The 18,183-nt window shown below is 65.7% G+C and carries 20 protein-coding genes; 11 read left to right on the forward strand and 9 right to left on the reverse strand.

From position 1 onward, the window contains the following. Positions 1 to 63 precede the first annotated feature (63 nt). Positions 64 to 1,683 carry an exodeoxyribonuclease VII large subunit gene (xseA, locus tag ACFFWD_RS07135; RefSeq protein WP_376962870.1) on the reverse strand — a complete coding sequence of 540 codons (1,620 nt, stop codon included), beginning with the start codon at positions 1,681 to 1,683 and terminating at the stop codon, positions 64 to 66. A gap of 146 nt (positions 1,684 to 1,829) precedes the next feature. On the opposite strand from xseA, the gene ACFFWD_RS07140 reads away from it, so the two are divergent. From ACFFWD_RS07140 to purD, 4 genes are all read left to right on the forward strand, one after another. Further along, positions 1,830 to 2,351, forward strand: a complete 522-nt coding sequence (locus tag ACFFWD_RS07140) for a DUF2306 domain-containing protein (RefSeq protein WP_376962872.1) — start codon at positions 1,830 to 1,832, stop codon at positions 2,349 to 2,351. 112 nt (positions 2,352 to 2,463) lie between these two features. Further along, complete coding sequence (locus tag ACFFWD_RS07145) at positions 2,464 to 2,901, forward strand: hypothetical protein (protein WP_376962874.1); 438 nt, start codon at positions 2,464 to 2,466, stop codon at positions 2,899 to 2,901. 4 nt (positions 2,902 to 2,905) lie between these two features. Next, entirely contained in the window at positions 2,906 to 3,220 is a 315-nt protein-coding gene (locus ACFFWD_RS07150; RefSeq protein WP_376962876.1) for a winged helix-turn-helix domain-containing protein, read from the forward strand. 88 nt (positions 3,221 to 3,308) lie between these two features. After that, a complete protein-coding gene (gene purD / locus ACFFWD_RS07155; RefSeq protein WP_376962878.1) occupies positions 3,309 to 4,592 on the forward strand; it encodes a phosphoribosylamine--glycine ligase in 1,284 nt (427 codons plus the stop codon). Between the two features lie 133 nt (positions 4,593 to 4,725). Here the strand turns inward: purD and ACFFWD_RS07160 are convergent, their stop codons facing one another. Then, positions 4,726 to 5,955, reverse strand: a complete 1,230-nt coding sequence (locus tag ACFFWD_RS07160; RefSeq protein WP_376962880.1) for an acyl-CoA dehydrogenase family protein — start codon at positions 5,953 to 5,955, stop codon at positions 4,726 to 4,728. Between the two features lie 115 nt (positions 5,956 to 6,070). Here ACFFWD_RS07160 and ACFFWD_RS07165 point away from each other — a divergent pair, with 115 nt between their 5' ends. Beyond that, positions 6,071 to 6,976: an alpha/beta fold hydrolase gene (locus ACFFWD_RS07165; RefSeq protein ID WP_376962882.1), complete on the forward strand. Its 906-nt coding sequence runs from the start codon at positions 6,071 to 6,073 to the stop codon at positions 6,974 to 6,976. 215 nt (positions 6,977 to 7,191) lie between these two features. Here ACFFWD_RS07165 and ACFFWD_RS07170 read toward each other — a convergent pair whose 3' ends face one another. After that, entirely contained in the window at positions 7,192 to 7,650 is a 459-nt protein-coding gene (locus ACFFWD_RS07170; protein WP_376962905.1) for a nucleoside deaminase, read from the reverse strand. A gap of 111 nt (positions 7,651 to 7,761) precedes the next feature. Here ACFFWD_RS07170 and ACFFWD_RS07175 point away from each other — a divergent pair, with 111 nt between their 5' ends. Next, positions 7,762 to 9,813 (forward strand): pseudouridine synthase, encoded by a 2,052-nt coding sequence (locus ACFFWD_RS07175; protein ID WP_376962884.1) that lies wholly within the window; start codon positions 7,762 to 7,764, stop codon positions 9,811 to 9,813. Between the two features lie 6 nt (positions 9,814 to 9,819). Continuing rightward, the gene (gene rsmD, locus ACFFWD_RS07180) at positions 9,820 to 10,374 is read left to right on the forward strand and encodes a 16S rRNA (guanine(966)-N(2))-methyltransferase RsmD (RefSeq protein WP_376962886.1); all 555 of its coding nucleotides are present in this window, start codon (positions 9,820 to 9,822) and stop codon (positions 10,372 to 10,374) included. Between the two features lie 126 nt (positions 10,375 to 10,500). On the opposite strand, the gene mutL is transcribed toward rsmD, so the two are convergent. Further along, on the reverse strand, positions 10,501 to 12,318 hold the full coding sequence (mutL, locus tag ACFFWD_RS07185; RefSeq protein WP_376962907.1) for a DNA mismatch repair endonuclease MutL: 1,818 nt from the start codon (positions 12,316 to 12,318) through the stop codon (positions 10,501 to 10,503). A 224-nt stretch (positions 12,319 to 12,542) separates the two neighbouring features. On the opposite strand from mutL, the gene ACFFWD_RS07190 reads away from it, so the two are divergent. Then, on the forward strand, positions 12,543 to 12,863 hold the full coding sequence (locus tag ACFFWD_RS07190) for a ribbon-helix-helix domain-containing protein (RefSeq protein ID WP_376962888.1): 321 nt from the start codon (positions 12,543 to 12,545) through the stop codon (positions 12,861 to 12,863). 77 nt (positions 12,864 to 12,940) lie between these two features. Here the strand turns inward: ACFFWD_RS07190 and ACFFWD_RS07195 are convergent, their stop codons facing one another. Genes ACFFWD_RS07195 through ACFFWD_RS07210 form a run of 4 tightly spaced genes read right to left on the reverse strand, consistent with a single transcriptional unit; the run spans position 12,941 to position 15,832 of the window. After that, positions 12,941 to 14,509, reverse strand: coding sequence for a GMC family oxidoreductase (locus ACFFWD_RS07195; protein WP_376962890.1), 1,569 nt, complete (start codon positions 14,507 to 14,509; stop codon positions 12,941 to 12,943). A 24-nt stretch (positions 14,510 to 14,533) separates the two neighbouring features. Continuing rightward, positions 14,534 to 15,082, reverse strand: a complete 549-nt coding sequence (locus ACFFWD_RS07200; RefSeq protein WP_376962892.1) for a gluconate 2-dehydrogenase subunit 3 family protein — start codon at positions 15,080 to 15,082, stop codon at positions 14,534 to 14,536. A 39-nt stretch (positions 15,083 to 15,121) separates the two neighbouring features. After that, the gene (locus ACFFWD_RS07205) at positions 15,122 to 15,517 is read right to left on the reverse strand and encodes a VOC family protein (RefSeq protein ID WP_376962894.1); all 396 of its coding nucleotides are present in this window, start codon (positions 15,515 to 15,517) and stop codon (positions 15,122 to 15,124) included. Next, entirely contained in the window at positions 15,518 to 15,832 is a 315-nt protein-coding gene (locus tag ACFFWD_RS07210; RefSeq protein WP_376962896.1) for a c-type cytochrome, read from the reverse strand. A gap of 282 nt (positions 15,833 to 16,114) precedes the next feature. On the opposite strand from ACFFWD_RS07210, the gene ACFFWD_RS07215 reads away from it, so the two are divergent. The 3 genes from ACFFWD_RS07215 to ACFFWD_RS07225 all read left to right on the forward strand — a co-directional run bounded on the left by ACFFWD_RS07215 (position 16,115) and on the right by ACFFWD_RS07225 (position 17,355). After that, positions 16,115 to 16,321, forward strand: a complete 207-nt coding sequence (locus ACFFWD_RS07215) for a YgaP family membrane protein (RefSeq protein WP_376962898.1) — start codon at positions 16,115 to 16,117, stop codon at positions 16,319 to 16,321. Beyond that, entirely contained in the window at positions 16,318 to 16,836 is a 519-nt protein-coding gene (locus ACFFWD_RS07220) for an RNA polymerase sigma factor (protein ID WP_376962899.1), read from the forward strand. The genes ACFFWD_RS07215 and ACFFWD_RS07220 overlap by 4 nt, the downstream gene beginning before the upstream one ends. Positions 16,837 to 17,055: 219 nt before the next feature. Beyond that, positions 17,056 to 17,355 (forward strand): hypothetical protein, encoded by a 300-nt coding sequence (locus ACFFWD_RS07225; protein WP_376962901.1) that lies wholly within the window; start codon positions 17,056 to 17,058, stop codon positions 17,353 to 17,355. 71 nt (positions 17,356 to 17,426) lie between these two features. Here the strand turns inward: ACFFWD_RS07225 and arfB are convergent, their stop codons facing one another. Next, entirely contained in the window at positions 17,427 to 17,846 is a 420-nt protein-coding gene (gene arfB, locus ACFFWD_RS07230; protein WP_376962903.1) for an alternative ribosome rescue aminoacyl-tRNA hydrolase ArfB, read from the reverse strand. Positions 17,847 to 18,183: the final 337 nt, after the last annotated feature.

The raw sequence follows: 18,183 nt of genomic DNA on the forward strand, positions 1-18,183 counted from the left end.
CTACGTAGGGAATCAGACTCGCACCCTCTTGACCAGTCACTACTCAGACAGGCTCCTAGCGGATCAGAACAGGCTGCCCTGATCGACCGGCTTCACCACACGCTTCGGCGCCGCCGGCTTCGCCTCACGCGGCGCCTTAGGCTCGCCGGCGGGTGTCGACTTCGCAGGCGGACGATCGGCGTCGGCGGTGGCCGCCACGCGGCCGTCGGCGAACTCGATCGAGAGATTGGCATTCGGTCCGACGGCGGCAGCGGAATGAACCGCATGGCCGCGCTCGTCGCGCACCAGCGCAAAACCGCGCGCCAGCACGCCGCGATAGGACAGCGCCGACAGCAACTGCCCGCTATGGGCAACACGCGCCTCCAGCCGCTGCATTGTCGTTACCAGTGCGCGGCGGGCGCGCTCGGCAAGGCGGTGGGTGCGCTCGAGGTCGCGAGCGATCGCGTTGCGCTGGGCCTGGGCATTGGCGAGCTTCGAGGCCTTGAGCCGGATCTCGAGCCCGGCAAAGCGCTCGCGCCGGCGGTGCAGCAGCGTGCGCGCCGACAGGTTGATGCGTTCGCCCGACACGGTGAGCCGCTGCCGCGCATGCGCGACCTGGCCGCGCAGCACGCCGATGGTCAGCCGGGCGCTGCTCGCGGCGAAGCGGCGGAAATGGGCGTGGGTGTTGGCCTTCAACCCGCGCGGCAGCGCGGCGCCGAGATGATCGAGCCGCTGCCTGGGGATTGCGAGCAATTCGCTTGCCGCCGGCAGCGCGCGCGCGGCGGCGCGCAGCTCGTTGCGGCGGGCTTCCTGGGCGCGCTGCCAGCACACCATGGTGCGGCGGGCGAGCGCTGTGACCTCGACGAACAGCTCGGCCCGCACCGGCACCGCCATCTCGGCGGCGGCCGTCGGCGTCGGCGCGCGCTTGTCGGCGACAAAATCGATCAGCGTGATGTCGGTCTCGTGGCCGACCGCCGAGATCAGCGGGATATGGCTGTCAGCGGCGGCGCGGACCACGATCTCCTCGTTGAACGACCAGAGATCCTCCAGCGAGCCGCCGCCGCGCGCGACGATGAGCAGATCGGGGCGCGGGATGCGGCCGCCCTCGGGCAACGCATTGAACCCGCGGATTGCGGCTGCGACCTGCTCGGCGGAACCTTCGCCCTGCACCTTCACCGGCCAGACCAGGACGCGGCGGGGAAAGCGGTCCTCAAGGCGATGCAGGATGTCGCGGATGACAGCGCCGGTCGGCGAGGTGACGACGCCGATCACTTCCGGCAGCCAAGGCAGAAGCTGCTTGCGCGCCTCGTCGAACAGGCCTTCGGCCGCGAGTTTCTTCTTGCGCTCCTCCATCAGCGCCATCAGCGCGCCGACGCCGGCGGGTTCCAGCGACTCGATGACGATCTGGTATTTCGACGAGTTCGGATAGGTGGTCAGCTTGCCGGTGGCGATGACCTCGAGCCCCTCCTGTGGCTTGAACCGCATGCGGGCGTGGGCGAACTTCCAGATCACCGCCTCGATCTTCGCGCTCTCGTCCTTCAGCGCGAAATAGCAGTGGCCGGAGGAGTGCGGCCCGCGGAAGCCGGAAATCTCGCCGCGCACGCGGACATGGCCGAAGCGATCCTCCACCGTCCGCTTCAGGGCGGATGATAGTTCCGAAACGGTAAATTCGGGCGCGTTCACGAGGTTTGGCGCGGCAGTCATGTCCAGTGATTCGGCTGAGTTGTGCTTCAGAGCAAGGTAGGGGCTTTTGCCGGCTATCGCCAATCCAAGGGCTTGTTTGTCCATATACTCTGTGATACAGAGTTCTCTATTGAATTGGGCTGTGAGATGACTTGGAGGGCTGACGCTTGATCCACAATCTCACCTTTGCAGGCACGATCCACGCCGTTCTGGCTTTGCTGTGCATCGCCGCCGGGCTGATCCAGTTCCTTCGCCCGAAACGCGGCGCCGGCCATCGCGCACGCGGCTATCTCTACGTCTATGCGATGCTGGTCACCGACGGGACCGCGATGCTGGTCTATCGATTCAGCGGTAACTTCAACCTGTTCCATGCCGGCGCGATCGGAAACTTCGTCTGCATTGTGCTGGCGATCGTTCCGCTGCTGCGCAGCCCGCGGCCAGCGAACTGGAAATTGACGCACTATTACTTCATCTCCTGGTCCTACGTGTCGCTGATATCGGCCGCCGCGACGGAGATCGCGGCGCGGCTGTTGCCGTTGACGACCCGCGGGCAGATCGGGTTTGCGGCGTTGGTCCTGTCGATCGTGACGATGGCAATCGCTTTTGTCTTGATTGGAAAGTATCGGGCACCAGCGGAAGCGCGGTCGGTTTCCGCCAAGCTGGTCGAGCAGGGTGGAGTGCCGTCATGATCGACAGCGAGCAGGCAAGCGCTGCGCTGAACGACATCAACGATGTCGTCCGGCGCGTGCGTCAATCGCAAATCTATCGGATATCCAGCCTCATCCTCATCAGTGGGGCGTATTGGCGTTCCTGGGATACATCGCCAACTACACAGGGCCGTGGCGGGGCTATGGGATCTGGCTCGTCATCGATCTTGTCGGGATTGCCGGCTCAGTCGGAATCGCTTCCTTCAGCGGTGTTGGCCCGGGGGCGCGCGCCTTCGCCATCCGATTGGCGATGGCATTCCTGCTGTTCATCGCGTTCGGCATCTTCTGCTCGGTCGTGCTGGGCCATTTCGGACCGCGCCAGACGCTGGTGTTCTGGCCGGTGTTTTCCATGCTGTTCTACGCGCTGGCCGGCCTGTGGTTCGGCTACGCGTTCATCGTGATCGCGCTCTGCACCAGCGCCCTGATCGTGACCGGCTACTTCTACGCCGCCGGCCCGGCGCTCCTGTTGTGGATGGCGGTGGTGCATGGCGGCGCGCTCCTCCTCGGTGGCCTCTGGATGCGCCGGATCTGAAGCGATGTTCGACCTCGACGAGATCATCCACCAGCCGCTGCGGCTGCGGATCATGGCAGCACTCAATGCCTTGCCGGCCACGGCCGGGCTCGAATTCGCGCGGCTGAAGAAGCTGACCGGGGCGACCGACGGCAATCTCGGCGCTCATATCGAGACGCTGGCCAAGGCTGGCTATGTTTCCGTCGAAAAGGCCTTCGTCGGGAAGAAGCCGCAAACCACGGTGACGGCAACCGCCGCAGGCCGTGGGGCCTTCGCCCGCCACGTCGCGACACTGCAGGAGATCATTGCCGGCAAGCCGTCCTCGTCTGCCCTGGAATGACGGGGGAATCGGCATTCTCGCCCCTTGCGGCGGACGGGAGATTCGTGCGACCGACACGGGTCTTACACCCCTTTTGAGCTTGCATCTGATGAACATTCTCCTGCTCGGTTCCGGCGGCCGCGAACATGCTCTGGCGTGGAAGATCGCGGCGTCCCCGCTGCTGACGAAGCTCTGGTGCGCGCCGGGCAATGCGGGGATCGCCCGCGAAGCCGAGTGCGTGGCGGTCAATGTCGCCGACCATGCGGCGGTGATCGAATTCTGCAAGCGCAACGCGGTGGACCTGGTGGTGGTCGGGCCGGAGACGCCGTTGGCGGCCGGCATTGTCGATGATCTCGCCGCCGCCGGCATCAAGGCGTTCGGGCCGAGCAAGCAGGCCGCCCAGCTCGAGGGCTCGAAAGGCTTCACCAAGGATTTGTGCAGCGAGTTCAACATTCCGACCGGCGCCTATCGCCGGTTCGATAATGCGAATGATGCGCTCGCCTATGTCCGTGCGCAGGGCGTGCCGATCGTGGTCAAGGCCGACGGGCTCGCCGCCGGCAAGGGCGTCGTGGTCGCTCAGACGTTGGCCGAAGCCGAGGCCGCGATCACGATGATGTTCGAGGGCGGGTTCGGCACGGCCGGCGCCGAGCTCGTGATCGAGGAGTTCTTGTCGGGTCGCGAGGTCAGCTTCTTCGCGCTCTGCGACGGCGACACCGCGATCCCGCTCGCCTCCGCGCAGGACCACAAGCGGGTGTTCGATCACGACGAGGGCCCGAACACAGGCGGCATGGGCGCCTATTCGCCGACGCCGTTCGTAACGCCCGAGATCCACGACCAGATCATGGCGCGGATCATCCTGCCGACCGTTGCAGGCATGAAGAGCCGCGGCATTCCGTTCAAGGGGGTGCTCTATGCCGGCATCATGCTGACCGCGCAGGGTCCGAAGCTGTTCGAATACAATGTCCGCTTCGGCGATCCTGAAACCCAGGTGCTGATGCTCAGGATGATGTCGGACATCGTGCCGGCGTTCCTTGCCGCCTGCGACGGGCAACTGCGGAATTTCGATCTGCGCTGGTATCCCGAGTCGGCGCTAACGGTGGTGATGGCCGCGAAAGGCTATCCCGGCGACTATGCCAAGGGCACGCGGATCGACGGGCTGGACGATGCTGCGACCATCGAAGGCGTTGAAATCTTCCATGCCGGCACGGTGGCCAAGGATGGCGCCATCCTCGCCAATGGCGGGCGCGTGCTGAACGTCTGCGCGATGGGCAAGACCGTCACCGAGGCGAGGGACCGCGCCTATGCCGCGGTCGACCGCATCAAATGGCCCGACGGCTTCTTCCGCCGCGACATCGCCTCGCAGGCGGTGGAGCAGGAAAAGGCAAAGGGTTAGCTCGCTCCACTTGCCTCATGCGCGGGCTTGGCCCGCGCATCGATCGCCTTCGAAACAATCTGTTCTGCAGGATGGATTGCCGGGTCAAGCCCGGCAATGACGGTTGAGCGTGTGGGACGCGCTGTGACGATGGCTACAACAAATCGCCGCCGGCCGCGCTTGCCGTGGTGCCGTGCTCGCGGAACGCCTTGATGACGTTCTTGCCGATCTTCCACTTGTGCACCTCGTCCGGACCGTCGACCAATCGCTGCGAGCGCACCTGCGTGTACCATTTCGCGAGCGGCGTATCCTGGCTGAAGCCGAGCGCGCCGTGGAGCTGGATCGCGGTGTCGATCACCTTGTGCACCATATGCGCATGGAAAATCTTTGCGATCGAGTTTTCCTGGCGGATGTCGAGGCCTTTCTCCGCCTTGTAGGCGATGTGCAACAGCATCAGCCGGCCGATATAGAGCTCGCTCGCGCAGTCGGCGAGCATGAATTGCACCGCCTGCCGGTCAGCCAGCAGCGAGCCGAAGGTCGAGCGCTTGGTGACGTGGGCGACCGCCATGTCGAGCGCGCGCTGCGCCTTGGCGACGTTGTGCATGCCGTGGCGCAGCCGGCCATAGGCGAGGCGGTGCTGGCCCATGTTGAAGCCGTTGCCCTCGCCGCCGAGCAGATTGTCGGCCGGTACCTTCAGGTCCTTAATCTCGATCTCGGAATGGCCGCCATGGATCACGTCGTCATGCGGTCCTTCGATCGCCATGTTCGGCACGTTGCGCTTGATGCGGTAGCCGGGGTTCGGCAGCTCGACGATGAAGGTCGAATATTGCTTGTGGCGCGGCGCGTTCGGATCGGTCTTCGCCATCACCAGCGCGAGATCGGCGACGCTTGCGGACGACGAGAACCACTTTTCGCCGTTGAGGATGTAGTTCTCGTTGCCGTCTTTCACCGCCGTGGTCTGCATGCCGGTGGCATCGGCGCCGGCGGCCTTCTCGGTCATCGAGAAGCAGATGCGCTTGTCGCCGTTCAACAGCGGTTTCAGGAACTTCTCCTTCTGGTACTCCGTGCCGTGCGCGAGGATCGTCATCATCGAGGCGTCGTCAGGCCCCTGCGTGTTCATCGAAAGCGCGCCGAGCATGCTTTCGCCGAGCTCCATCTGCACCAGCGCGTTCGCCAGCGGCCCAAGGCCCATACCGCCATACTCCTTCGGCACGAATGGGCACCAGAGCCCCTGCGCGCGGGCCTTCTTCCGCAGGGGACCGAGCACCTCGGCGAGCGACTTGGTGTCGAGTTCCTTCTCCGCGGGGATGCACTCGTCGTGGACGAATTTGCGCACCTTCTCGCGGATCGCCTTGGCTTCGGCCGGGATTTCGAAATCGATCATGACGTTTCCTCTTGTTCTTGATGGCTTGCCTTGCTGGATGGCATAAACCTCGCTCCGGCCAGCGGCAACGCCAAACAATGTTTGAAGCGGGACGCGCCGCGAGAAGGAGCCAATGATGCCTGATCTCGCTGATCTTTTTCCCGGCTATGCCTCCGAATGGATCAACACCTCGCAGGGCCGGATCTTCGCCCGCATCGGCGGCAAGGGGCCGCCGCTGTTGCTGCTGCACGGATTTTCCGAGACGCATGTGATGTGGCACCGCGTCGCGCCAAAGCTCGACGACAGGTTCACGCTGATCATCGCCGACCTGCCGGGCTATGGCTGGTCCGACATGCCTGACAGCGACAAGGACCACACCCCCTACACCAAGCGGGCGTGGGCGAAGACCATGGTCGAGGCCATGGAGCAGCTCGGCCACGTCCATTTCGCGCTCGCCGGCCATGACCGCGGCGGCCGGGTGTCGTACCGCCTGGCGCTCGACCATCCCGGCCGGCTGTCGAAGCTTGCCGTGCTCGATATCGCGCCGACCTACGACTACTGGGAAAGGCTGAACCGGCTGTCCGCGCTGAAGATCTACCATTGGTCGTTTCTGGCGCAGCCCTATCCGCTGCCGGAGACGTTGATCTCGGGCCACGGCGAGTTCTTCCTCAAGGAGAAGATGGCGAGCCAGACCAAGAGCAAAACGCTGGACGCCATCGATCCGCGCGCGCTTGCGCACTATCTCGCGCCGTTCCGCGACCCTGCGCGCATCCACGCGATGTGCGAGGACTACCGCGCCGGCGCCTATGCCGACTATGAGATCGACAAGGCCGATCTCGACGCCGGCAACAAGATCACCGTCCCGATGCTGGCCCTATGGGGCGACGCCGGCGTTGCCAGCGCCGCGACCACGCCGCTCGATACCTGGAAGACATGGGCGACGAATGTGTCAGGCGCGCCGGTCGATTCCGGGCATTTTTTGACCGAGGAGAATCCGGAGGCGACCGCGAAATTGTTGCGGGAGTTTTTCCTGGCGGGGTAGTTTGCCGTCATTGCGAGGAGCGAAGCGGACGAAGCAATCCATCCCTGCATGGAGAGGTGGATTGCTTCGCTTCGCTCGCAATGACGGCCGTATTACTGGCGTTCCTTGAAAGAGCCCACGTAGCCCGGATGCAGCGAAGCGAAATCCGGGACGGCTTCCGCGATGGCCCCCGGATTGCGCTTCGCTTGCATCCGGGCTACGGACTAGAAAGGGGACTACCGCCGTTCCCTGAAAAAATCCTTCAGCAGCGTCGCCGCCTCGCGCTCACCGACCGCGCCGTAGACCTCCGGCACGTGGTGGCAGGTCGGCTGCGCGAAAAAGCGTACCCCGGACTCGACGGCGCCGCCCTTGGGGTCGGCGGCGCCGTAATAGAGCCGCCGGATCCGTGCGAACGAGATCGCCCCGGCGCACATGGTGCAGGGTTCGAGGGTCACGTAGAGGTCGCAATCGACCAGCCGCTCGGTGCCGATGGCATCCGCAGCCTGCCGGATCGCCAGAATCTCGGCATGGGCGGTGGGGTCGCGGTCGGTCAGCGTCCGGTTGCCGGCGGCGGCGATGACCTCATAACCCCGCACGACGACGCATCCGATCGGAACTTCGCCCGATTTTCCGGCGTTTTCGGCCGTTTTCAGCGCCAAATCCATGAAAGAAGGGGCCGACATGCCTCGTATCATCGGAAGAAACCTGCTACTAGCTTCGCCTTCAGCCAACGTGGATACCGGCTTTTGGAGCGCCGCCCGACAGCGGGCGCATGGCCGTTTGATCTTTACCCAAGTGAGACTTTCATGCCCCGCGACAGCGACAAACACAACGATTCCCCGCGCGGCCGGCGTGACCGTGGCGCTCCCGGCAAGGGCCGCTCGGGCGGCGCCCGCGGGTCCGACAAGCCGTTCGGCAAGCGCAGCTTTGGCGACAAGGGCGACCGCGGCAAGCGGTCGTTCGGCGACAAGGGCGAGGGCCGGCCGTTCCGCCGCCGTGAGGACGGCGACGCGCCGCGCCGCGAATATGGCGACCGGCCGCGCTTCAAACGCGATGATCGCGGGCGCGACGATGGCGAGAAGCGCGCGTTCAAGCCGCGCGGCGAGCGACGCGACTTTGATCGTGATGATCGTGCCCCGCGCGGCGACCGCGGTGGACGGCCCGCGGGACGATTCTCCGACAAGAAGTTCGGCGACAAGCGTCCCTATGGTGATCGCGACCGCGAGAAGCGTCCCTATACGCCACGTGGCGAGCGGGATGGCGAGAAGCGCTCCTATGCCCCGCGCGGCGACCGCGCCGAGCGCAAGTTCGAGGACAGGAAGTTTTCGCGCGGCGACCGCGACAAGCGGTCGTTCGGCGACAAGGGCGAAGGCCGGCCGTTCCGCCGCCGCGAGGATGGTGATGCGCCGCGCCGCGATTTTGGCGACAAGCCGCGCTTCAAGCGCGACGACCGTGGGCGCGGACGCGACCGCGAATTCGAAGGCCGCGACCGTGGCGATCTAAAACCCTGGGAGAGGCGCGACCGCAAGCCGCGCGAGGATCGTGGTGGCGAGGAGCGGCCGCGCTTTTCGCGCAGCCGTGAGGATCGCGAGCAGGGCGACCATCCGTTCCGCGATCGGCCGAAATTCAGCCGGCCGCGCTGGCAGCGTGATGATGAGGGCGGCGAGCGTCGCGATAGTCGTCGGCGCGAGCGGCCCGAAGGGCGCACGGACTGGCACGAGCATCCGCGCAGCGAAGGCCGCTTCTCCGACCGTCCACGCCGCGACAATGAGGACGACAGCAAGATTTTTGCGAAGCGCCCGGCCTTCGGCGGCCGCGGCGCCTATCGCGAACGGTCCTATGACGACAGGCGCACGCGTCCCGAGCCGAAGCCGAAGAAATCCGGCGAGCGCATTGCCAAGGTGCTGGCGCGTGCCGGTCTCGCCTCGCGCCGCGACGCCGAGGAGATGGTGACGCAGGGCCGCGTCACCGTGAACGGGCGCGTGATCAATTCGCCCGCGCTCGATGTCACCGCGAACGATGTCGTGGCCGTCGATGGCACGCCGTTGCCGCCGCGCGAGCGGACGCGGTTGTTCATGTACCACAAGCCGCGCGGGCTGATGACGACGCATGCGGACCCCGAGGGGCGGCCGACGGTGTTCGACAATCTGCCGGAGGGCTTGCCGCGGTTGATCTCGATCGGCCGACTCGATTTCAACACCGAGGGCCTGCTGCTGCTCACCAATGACGGCGGCCTCGCACGCACCCTGGAATTGCCTGACACCGGCTGGCTGCGCCGCTATCGCGTGCGCGCGCATGGCGAGGTGACGCAGGCACAGCTCGACGAGCTGAAGAAGGGTGTCGAGGTCGACGGCGTCAAATACGGGCCGATCGAGGCGACGCTGGAACGCGACCAGGGCGCCAATGTCTGGGTCGTGTTCGCGATCCGCGAAGGCAAGAACCGCGAGGTCCGCAACGTGATGGCGCATCTCGGCCTCGAGGTGAACCGGTTGATCCGGGTGTCCTACGGCCCGTTCCAGCTCGGCGAGCTCGAAGAGGGCAAGGTCGAGGAGGTCAAGACGCGGGTGCTGCGCGAGCAGCTCGGCGAGAAGGTTGCACGGCTTGCCGGCGCCGATTTCACCCGGCCGGAGCAGCGCGAGGCCGATGACGACGATGCACCGCGCGGTAAGAAGCCGTTCAAGCCGGCGCACAAGAGCGCGCTGATCAATGATCGCAAGGGACGCCGCGTGCTGGTGCAGCGCACCGGCAGCGAGGAAGCGCGCGCCCGCAACGAGGACGAAGCCAACGGCTACGGCCCGCCGCGCCGCCCCAAGCGCGGCTATCACGGCAAGCGCGATCTCAAGCCGCGGGACGAGTAGGGGTCGATGCGCGTCGTCGGGGGCCGATTGAAGGGTCGCAATCTCGCGTCGCCGTCATCGCGCGAGATTCGCCCGACCGCGGACCGCCTGCGCGAGTCCGTGTTCAACATCCTGATCCACGCCTATGACAACCCGATCGAGGACGCGCGCGTGCTCGATCTGTTTGCCGGCACCGGCGCGCTCGGCATTGAGGCATCATCGCGCGGGGCCAAGTTCACGCTGTTCGTGGATAATGGCGCGGAGGCACGGGCGCTGTTGCGCAACAATGTCGAGTCGCTCGGCCTTGGCGGGGTCACAAAAGTCTATCGCCGCGACGCCACCGATCTCGGACCGGCGCATCCGGTTGAGCCGTTCTCGCTGGTGTTCCTCGATCCGCCCTATGGCAAGGGGCTGGCGGAGAAGGCGCTCGCCTCGTTGCGCGATGGCGGCTGGCTGACGGCTGGCGCGCTGCTGGTGGTCGAGGAGGCGAAGGCCGCGGCGTTCGCGGCGCCCGAGGGGTTCGAGGAGCTCGAACGGCGTGCGTATGACGATACGGAGTTCGTGTTTTTGCGGAGCGCGTAACGCCACCGCATGCCGGCCTCCCGAGCCATTCCATGCCGTCGATGTGTTACCCATGTCTCCGAACGGTGTTACCCATGTCCCCGGTCCGCACATCGAGCCGGGCCATGACAGCGGAGTGTGCCGCGACTACCGCCGCCCGAACAGCTTCTCGATATCGCTCAGCTTCAATTCCACATAGGTCGGGCGGCCGTGGTTGCATTGGCCGGAGTTCGGCGTGTCTTCCATCTCGCGCAAGAGTGCGTTCATCTCTTCCGGCTTGAGACGGCGGCCGGCGCGGACCGAACCGTGGCAGGCCATGGTCGCGGCGACATGCATCAGGCGGCGCTCGAGCGGCAGCGCCTCGTCCCATTCGGCCATGTGCTCGGCGAGATCGCGCAACAGGCCGGCGGCATTGGCCTTGCCGAGCAGCGACGGCGTTTCGCGCACCGCGACCGCGCCGGGGCCGAAGGATTCGATCGCGAGCCCGAATGAGGCAAGCTCCTCGGCGCGATCGAGCAGCTTCTCGACGGTCGCCTCGTCGAGCTCGACGATCTCGGGGATCAACAGGATCTGCCGCTGCACGCCGTTCTTCGCCAGCGACGCCTTCAGCTTTTCATAGACGATGCGCTCATGGGCGGCGTGCTGGTCCACGACGATCAGGCCGTCGCGGGTCTGCGAGACGATGTAGGTCTCGTGGATCTGCGTGCGCGCCGCGCCGAGCGGGCGGTCGAGCAGGTCCGGCGCCGGGGCCGCCTCGAAGCGCACATCGGCGGTCGGCGTGCCGACGTCGAATGCGGCCTGTCCCGGCTCGGCGAAGGCGGCCGCAGCCGCGCCGTCGAACGACCGCACCGGGTTGACCGGGAACGACGGCGAGCTGCGCCAATCCCAATTGCCCGGGCGCGGCGGTGGTGTGAAGGCAGGACGAAATGCGTGTAGTTCTGCACCGTCGGTGTTTGCGGCGGTGCGCTTGCCCTCGCGCGCAAGGCCGTCCTTCAGCGCATGCACGATCAGCGCGCGCACCAAGCCCGCGTTGCGGAACCGCACCTCGGTCTTGGCCGGATGCACGTTGGCATCCACCTCCTGCGGCTCGCAGGTGACGAACAGCGCGACGACCGGATGGCGGTCGCGCGGCAGATAGTCGGAATAGGCTGCGCGCACCGCGCCGAGGATCAGCTTGTCGCGCACTGGACGGCCACTCACGAAGAGATATTGCCCGAGCGCATTGGCGCGGGTCAGCGAGGGGGCTGCAGCAAAGCCTTCGACCACGACGCCCTCGCGCTCGGCGCGGACCTCGATCGCGCAACTGCGGAAGTCGGCGCCGAGGATGTCGCCGAGCCGGGTCAGCCGGCCGGCGGCGCCCGGCAGCGCGGCGGCCCAGGTGACCGGCGCGCGCTCCTCGCCCGCCAGCGTGAAGGCAATATCGGGACGGGCCATCGCAAGGCGGCGAACCACCTCGCGGATCGCTTCCGCCTCGGTGCGGTCGGTCTTCAGGAATTTCAACCGCGCCGGCGTCGCGTAGAACAGGTCGTTGACCTCGACGCGCGTGCCCTGGCCGAGTGCCGCCGGCATGATCGGGGATTTCTCTCCACCTTCAACCGAAAGCGACCAGGCGTGCGGCTCGCTGGCATGGCGCGTGGTGATGGCGAGCCTTGCCACAGCGCCGATCGAGGGCAGGGCCTCGCCGCGGAACCCGAGCGTCCGGATACGCAAGAGGTCCTCGTCATCGAGCTTGGAGGTCGCGTGGCGGTCGACCGCGAGCGCGAGATCGTCCCGCGTCATGCCGCTGCCGTCATCGGTGATGCCGATCCGCCGCCGCCCGCCGCCATCGGTGAAGACGTCGATCCGGCTCGCGCCGGCGTCGATCGCGTTCTCGACGAGCTCCTTGACCACGCTCGCGGGGCGCTCGACCACCTCGCCCGCGGCGATGCGGTTGACGACCTGTTCGGGAAGCTGACGGACGGGCATGGGGTTCGCGTTGAGGTGCAGATTTGAGACCTTCGCCATTCTAGACGCCTGTGCGGGCAAATGCATGGGGCGGGGCAAGAATGGCTGCCTTTTGCTGGGGATGGTATCGCCTTGAAGACGCTCGTCTTCAGCCGGTCGCTCGATACGCCCTACGTGGCGATTGTGAGGCCCCGGACGCAGGTATATCGTTTGGAAAAATTATAAATCCGATCGGGAGGATCGCCATGTGCCATCTGTTCGCGCACCAGCCGCAACGCGACTATGAATCGCAGACCCGCTCGCTGCGGATCGACGGCCATTGCACCTCGATCCGGCTGGAAATGTCGTTCTGGGACACGCTGGAGGAGATCGCCGCGAAGGAGGGCATGACGCTCGCCAAGTTCCTCTCCACCTTGCACAACGAGGTGCTCGACCATCACGGCGAGGTGAGCAACTTTGCGTCGCTGCTGCGCTGCTCCTGCCTGATCTATCGGTCGAAAGCGGCGGCGCCCGCGACCGTCCCGGACTATCGCGCAACGGCGACGATCCTCGACGCGGCCGAATAGAACTCTGTCGCACTCGCGCAAGGAAAAAGGCGGCTCTGTCCGGAGGCAGAGCCGCCTTCATCTTGGAGAGCGCCTGATCAGATCTCCTTGCGCTGCATCGCGCCGGCGATGGTGTCGGCCTGGCGGATCGCCAGCGACACGATCGTCAATGTCGGGTTGCAGGCGGCACCCGAGGTGAACTGGCTGCCGTCGGAGATGAACAGGTTCTTGATGTCGTGGGTCTGGCCGAACTTGTTGACCACACCATCGCGCGGCTTCTCGCTCATCCGGTTAGTGCCGAGATTATGCGTGCTCGGATAGGGCGGGGTCGGATAGGTCACGGTCGCACCGACGGCCTCGTAGACCGCGGCCCCCTGCTTGTAGGCGTGCTCGCGCATCGCGATGTCGTTCGGATGGTCGTCGAAATGTACGCTCGCGACCGGCATGCCGAACTTGTCCTTGGCCTTGGGGTCGAGGGTGATGCGGTTGGTCTCCTGCGGCATGTCCTCGCCGACCAGCCACATGCCGGCCATCCGCGGATAGCCCTCCATCGCCGCCGTGAAGGAACGGCCCCAGGCGCCGGGGTTGAGGAACGCGGCCATGAAGGGCAGTCCGACCGACAGCGTCTCCATCTCGTAGCCGCCGACGAAGCCGCGCTTCGGATTGTTCTTCGACTCGTCGCTGATGATGCCGGCCATGGTGGTGCCGCGATACATGTGCACCGACTTCTCGAACACGGCATAGACGCTGCCGGTCATGTGCCGCATGTAGTTGCGGCCGACCTGGCCGGATGAATTGGCGAGCCCATCCGGGAACATGGTCGAGGCGCTGTTGAGCAACAGCCGCGGGCTTTCGATTGAGTTGCCGGCGACGCAGACCACGCGGGCCTTCTGCCGCTGCATCGCGCCGGCCTCGTCGGCGTACACCACGCCCGTCACCTTGCCGGAGGCGTCGTGCTCGATCTTGATCACCATGCTGTTCGGGCGCACCTCGAGATTGCCGGTGGCCTCGCCCTTCGGGATCTCGGTGTAGAGCGTCGACCATTTGGCGCCGGTCTTGCAGCCCTGGAAGCAGAAGCCGATTTGCTGACACGATCCGCGGCCATCGCGCGGCTCGCTGTTGATCGCCATCCGTCCGGTGTGGACCTCCTTGTAGCCGAGCTTCTTGGCGCCGGCTTCCAGCACCTTGAAATTGTTGTTGCCGGGCAGCCCGGGAATGCCGTTGGTGCGCGTCACGCCCATCTTATCCTCGGCCTTGGCGTAATACGGCTCCATCTCGGCGAGGGTAATCGGCCAATCCAGCAGGTTGGCGCCGGGGATGTTGCCGTAGGCCGACTTGATCTTGAATTCGTGCTCGTCGAAGCGCAGCGACGCGCCGGCCCAGTGCGTGGTCGAGCCGCCGACGGCCTTCACGATCCAGGCCGGCAGGTTCGGGAAATCCCTGGCGACGCGCCAGCTCCCCGAGGTGGTGCGCATGTCGGACCAGGCGAGCTGGCTGAAGCTTTCCCACTCGTCGTTGACGAAATCCTGGTTCTCGATGCGTGCGCCGGCTTCCAGGATCACGACCTTGATGCCATTCTGCGCCAGCTCGTTGCCGAGCGTTCCGCCGCCGGCACCGGAGCCGACGATCACGACAACGCCACTGTCATTCTGATCGAATTTTGCCATGGTGTTTCCTCCGTTGCCCGACGCCTAGACCTTCGGCAGCCAGTCGATGTCGGCAAAGCCGCGGTTGATGTAGCCGCCATGCTCGGCGGAGGAGCCCTCGTAACCGAACCTCGGCCAAACCTCTTTCTGGTTGTAGAGCGAGACGATCAGGTCGCCGCGGATCTTCTGGAAGAAGGCGGTCTGCTCGATCCGCTGCAAGAGCGCGACGCGATCGTTCTCCCAGGGGACCTGCGCATAGGGCATCTTGTGGCGGTCGTTGGCTTCCTGGTCGAGCCTGGCGACGCCGTCGTTGATCAGTGATTTCACGGCCGGGTCCTTGGCGGCCTTCGCATCCCACGGCTTGACCGCGGTGATGTAGTAGCTGTCGCCGAGAAAATCGTGCGGATAGATGTCGCGCGCCATCTTCAACAGCGTCTTCAGCGCGGCCGGCGTCAACGTCGTCGCGTCCTCGGCCCAGGCGTCAGTGACGCCGAGCCCCGTAGAGGTCGCGATCGCGACCGCAGGTGCAGTTGCGGCCGCGCCCTTGAGAAAGACGCGGCGGTCATATTTGCTGCGACGATCGACTTCTCTCATGGTTTCCTCCGTAGATTTTTATTGTGCAATTGCTGTGCTCTAACCGAAGCGCCCGCCGCGCTGGATCACCTCGATCTTGTAGCCGTCGGGATCGGAGACGAAGAAGAAGCGCGCCAGCGTCTTGCCGTCATGCTTGAAGTCGCGCAGCGGTCCGGGCGACAGCTTCTCCCTTTCGAAGCGCGCATGCTCGGCATCGACGTCATCGACGACAACGGCGAGGTGGCCGTAGCCGTCGCCGAGCGCGTAGGGCTCCTTGCGGTCGAAATTCACCGTGAGTTCGACTTCGAAGGGCGAGGAGGCATGGCGCAGATAGATCAGCGCGAAGTCGCGGAATTTCAGGTGATCGGCGACGTCGAGGCCGAACGCGCGCTTATAGAAGTCGAGCGATTTGGCCTCGTCGAACACGCGGATCATCGAATGAACGGGTTTTGCCATTCAGTTCAGCTCCTTCAGATAGGCGATGATCAGGGCGCGGGTCTCGGCCTTGCCCTGCCGATACGCCATCACGGCGCCGGGGATGAGGTCTTGCGGATTGGTCAGCCAGGCGTCGAGCTTGGCGTCGTCCCAGACGAAATCCGCCTTCACCAACGCGGGCGAATATTTGAAACCGTCGGCCTTGCCCGCGGCCCGGCCGGCGATCTTGTAGAGCGATGGTCCCTGGCGGACGGGATCGGAGGCTTTGGTGGTGTGACAGGTCGCGCATTGCTGCTTGAACAGCGTTGCGCCATCGGGTGGCTTGGCGGCGGGCACGGAGCATTGCCCCGCAAAATCCCAGCCCGGTCGTCCATCCTGCGCGCAGCTTTGTCATATCCATCACCGTTGGCGTGCCGGAACTGTAGGGCGCTGAAAACAGCCGGTGGTAGTAGCGGGCTGTTTCACGGCAGAACAAAAGCGGGGGCGCGCGCGAACGGTTCCCGGACTAGGGAATAGCGGCTGCCAGAATTTCCGTTGGCGGCGCGAACCGAAAACGGGTCCGGGTGGCTCTATGGCGCGAGGACGATCGAGGTCCTTGCTGACATAGGGAGGGTTGCCATGTTCTATCGCAGGAATTTGCCGGGCTGGGAGCGGGCGGTGCGGGCGATTTTGGGGGCGGTCATGATCGGCTATGGCCTGGTCGGCCTGGCAGCGGGGCCGGTCGGTTATCTGGTCGCGGCCGGCGGCGCGGTCGCGATCCTCACGGGCTTTGTCGGATTCTGTCCGATGTGCGCGATGGTCGGCCGCAGGCTGCCGGCGCCATGACCGTGTTGGCACGAACCGCGTTGATCGAAGCGGCGCGCGGCGGCGACGCGGACGCGCTGACCTCGCTGTTATCGGTCGCGCAGCCCGACATCCGCCGCTACGCCGCGCGCAACTGCCGCGCCGCCGACATCGACGATGCCGTGCAGGAAACGCTCCTGCTGCTGTACCGGCGGGTCGGGACGCTGCGCGCGGTGACCTCGTTCTCGGCCTGGCTGTTCGCGGTGGCGCGGCGGGCCTGTCTTCGCCTGCTGCGCCGGGCGACGGGGCGCACCGAGACCGAGATGGAGGAGACCGATGCGCGGCTGGCCCTGTTGCGCCCGGAGGACCTCCGCATCGACCTCTCCCGCGCCATCCAGTCATTGCCGGAGCGCTATCGCGAGGTGATCCTGCTGCGTGACATCGAGGAGCTGTCGATCGACGAGATTGCCGGCGTACTCTCGCTGACCCGCGAGAGCGTGAAGGCGCGCATTCACCGCGCGGGGACGATGATCCGCGAGTATCTCGTGCGCGAGTGAAGTCGGGATGTAGCGGCGGGGAACTCGCGCTGCCGCATATGTGAAGCGCAATTCCGCGAAATAGCCGCGAAAACCCTGCACGATCTCCACACGACGCAGCTTGCATGGTGCTTGCGCCGTTTGCGTTGTCATCAATACGCGTGAGGGGCAGGTCCGGCGCAGCAGACGGCGGCGGGAATCGCCGAGCTGTCCCGCGCGAACAATATCCAGGAGCAATGGATGAAATCAGCGAAGACTTTCGCAGTCGCGTTTGCCGTGTCGGCACTGCTCGCCGGCCCGGTGATGGCGCAGGGTATGTCGACCCAGAGCCAGACGCGCGGCGGCATGCAGGACCGCGGCACGTTGCAGACCGCACCGTCAGGCAGCGCCGACGAGGAACTCAACGCGCAGTCCGGCGCGGCGACCGACAAGGGCGGCGTTGCCGCCAAGAGCGGCACCAGGGGCACCGTCGGTGCCGGCAGCAGTACGCACAAGGGGACGACTGGTTCCGAAGCCGCACCCGGTACCAAGAAGTACTAGCCAACGACCGTTGGATGCAGCGCGCCTCGCGCGCGCTGCATCCGGCGTCAGGTTCACGTCGCCAAAGAGAATCAGTCGTCGAAACCGCGCGCGCCGCGGTGCGCCTTGATGTCACTGCGGCGCTTCTTGCCCTCGAGACGGCGCTGCTTCGAGCCGAGCGTCGGCTTGGTCGGTCGCCGTGGTGTCGGCCGCACCAGGGCTTTCTTCAACATTTCGACGAGCCGCTCGATCGCATCCGCCCGATTCCGCTCCTGCGTCCGGAAGCGAAAGGCCTGGATCACGATCACGCCGTCCTTGGTCATGCGGCTGCCGGCCAGACGCGCCAGCAGTTGCGCGGCGTCGGGCGGCAGCGCGATCTTCCTGGTGTCGAAGCGAAGCTGGGCGGCGGTCGAGACCTTGTTGACGTTTTGTCCGCCTGGGCCGGAGGCGCGGACAAACACGATCTCGATGTCGTTCTCGTCGATTGTGAGGTCGCGGGAAACCCGCAGCATGGCGTCACCGGTGAGGAGGGAATCGGCGACCGCAGAATAGCGGGTTTGTGTTGGGCGTGCTTGGCCGGCGTTGATGCAGCGTGGGCCATGTCTGCGATCGGCGCGCGTGGCTCACCCCTCTCCCCAGCCTCGAGAGCGAGCTTCGCTCGCCTCGGACCCCGCAAGGGGGGAGGGAGCCCATCCGCCTGTGCGTCCCTCACTGTGCCCGCCAAGAATTGGGGACTCGGTTGTGACGCGATGTGAGCTGAGCACACCCTGCAGGCTCCCTCCCCCGCAAGGGCAGGGCTATCGCATGTGGCCGAGGAGTTCGAAGAGGAAGGCATCGTTCCACCCGGCG

Origin of the sequence: Bradyrhizobium erythrophlei, from assembly GCF_042430365.1 — a bacterium.
Classification (GTDB): domain Bacteria; phylum Pseudomonadota; class Alphaproteobacteria; order Rhizobiales; family Xanthobacteraceae; genus Bradyrhizobium; species Bradyrhizobium erythrophlei.

What these genes read in the sequence shown, in the direction of transcription:
- xseA (WP_376962870.1), bottom strand. Translation starts at nt 1,683, where the DNA reads ATGACTGCCGCGCCAAACCTCGTGAACGCGCCCGAATTTACCGTTTCG.
- ACFFWD_RS07150 (WP_376962876.1), top strand. Translation starts at nt 2,906, where the DNA reads ATGTTCGACCTCGACGAGATCATCCACCAGCCGCTGCGGCTGCGGATC.
- purD (WP_376962878.1), top strand. Translation starts at nt 3,309, where the DNA reads ATGAACATTCTCCTGCTCGGTTCCGGCGGCCGCGAACATGCTCTGGCG.
- ACFFWD_RS07160 (WP_376962880.1), bottom strand. Translation starts at nt 5,955, where the DNA reads ATGATCGATTTCGAAATCCCGGCCGAAGCCAAGGCGATCCGCGAGAAG.
- ACFFWD_RS07165 (WP_376962882.1), top strand. Translation starts at nt 6,071, where the DNA reads ATGCCTGATCTCGCTGATCTTTTTCCCGGCTATGCCTCCGAATGGATC.
- ACFFWD_RS07170 (WP_376962905.1), bottom strand. Translation starts at nt 7,650, where the DNA reads ATGATACGAGGCATGTCGGCCCCTTCTTTCATGGATTTGGCGCTGAAA.
- ACFFWD_RS07175 (WP_376962884.1), top strand. Translation starts at nt 7,762, where the DNA reads ATGCCCCGCGACAGCGACAAACACAACGATTCCCCGCGCGGCCGGCGT.
- rsmD (WP_376962886.1), top strand. Translation starts at nt 9,820, where the DNA reads ATGCGCGTCGTCGGGGGCCGATTGAAGGGTCGCAATCTCGCGTCGCCG.
- mutL (WP_376962907.1), bottom strand. Translation starts at nt 12,318, where the DNA reads ATGCCCGTCCGTCAGCTTCCCGAACAGGTCGTCAACCGCATCGCCGCG.
- ACFFWD_RS07190 (WP_376962888.1), top strand. Translation starts at nt 12,543, where the DNA reads ATGTGCCATCTGTTCGCGCACCAGCCGCAACGCGACTATGAATCGCAG.
- ACFFWD_RS07195 (WP_376962890.1), bottom strand. Translation starts at nt 14,509, where the DNA reads ATGGCAAAATTCGATCAGAATGACAGTGGCGTTGTCGTGATCGTCGGC.
- ACFFWD_RS07200 (WP_376962892.1), bottom strand. Translation starts at nt 15,082, where the DNA reads ATGAGAGAAGTCGATCGTCGCAGCAAATATGACCGCCGCGTCTTTCTC.
- ACFFWD_RS07205 (WP_376962894.1), bottom strand. Translation starts at nt 15,517, where the DNA reads ATGGCAAAACCCGTTCATTCGATGATCCGCGTGTTCGACGAGGCCAAA.
- ACFFWD_RS07215 (WP_376962898.1), top strand. Translation starts at nt 16,115, where the DNA reads ATGTTCTATCGCAGGAATTTGCCGGGCTGGGAGCGGGCGGTGCGGGCG.
- ACFFWD_RS07220 (WP_376962899.1), top strand. Translation starts at nt 16,318, where the DNA reads ATGACCGTGTTGGCACGAACCGCGTTGATCGAAGCGGCGCGCGGCGGC.
- ACFFWD_RS07225 (WP_376962901.1), top strand. Translation starts at nt 17,056, where the DNA reads ATGAAATCAGCGAAGACTTTCGCAGTCGCGTTTGCCGTGTCGGCACTG.
- arfB (WP_376962903.1), bottom strand. Translation starts at nt 17,846, where the DNA reads ATGCTGCGGGTTTCCCGCGACCTCACAATCGACGAGAACGACATCGAG.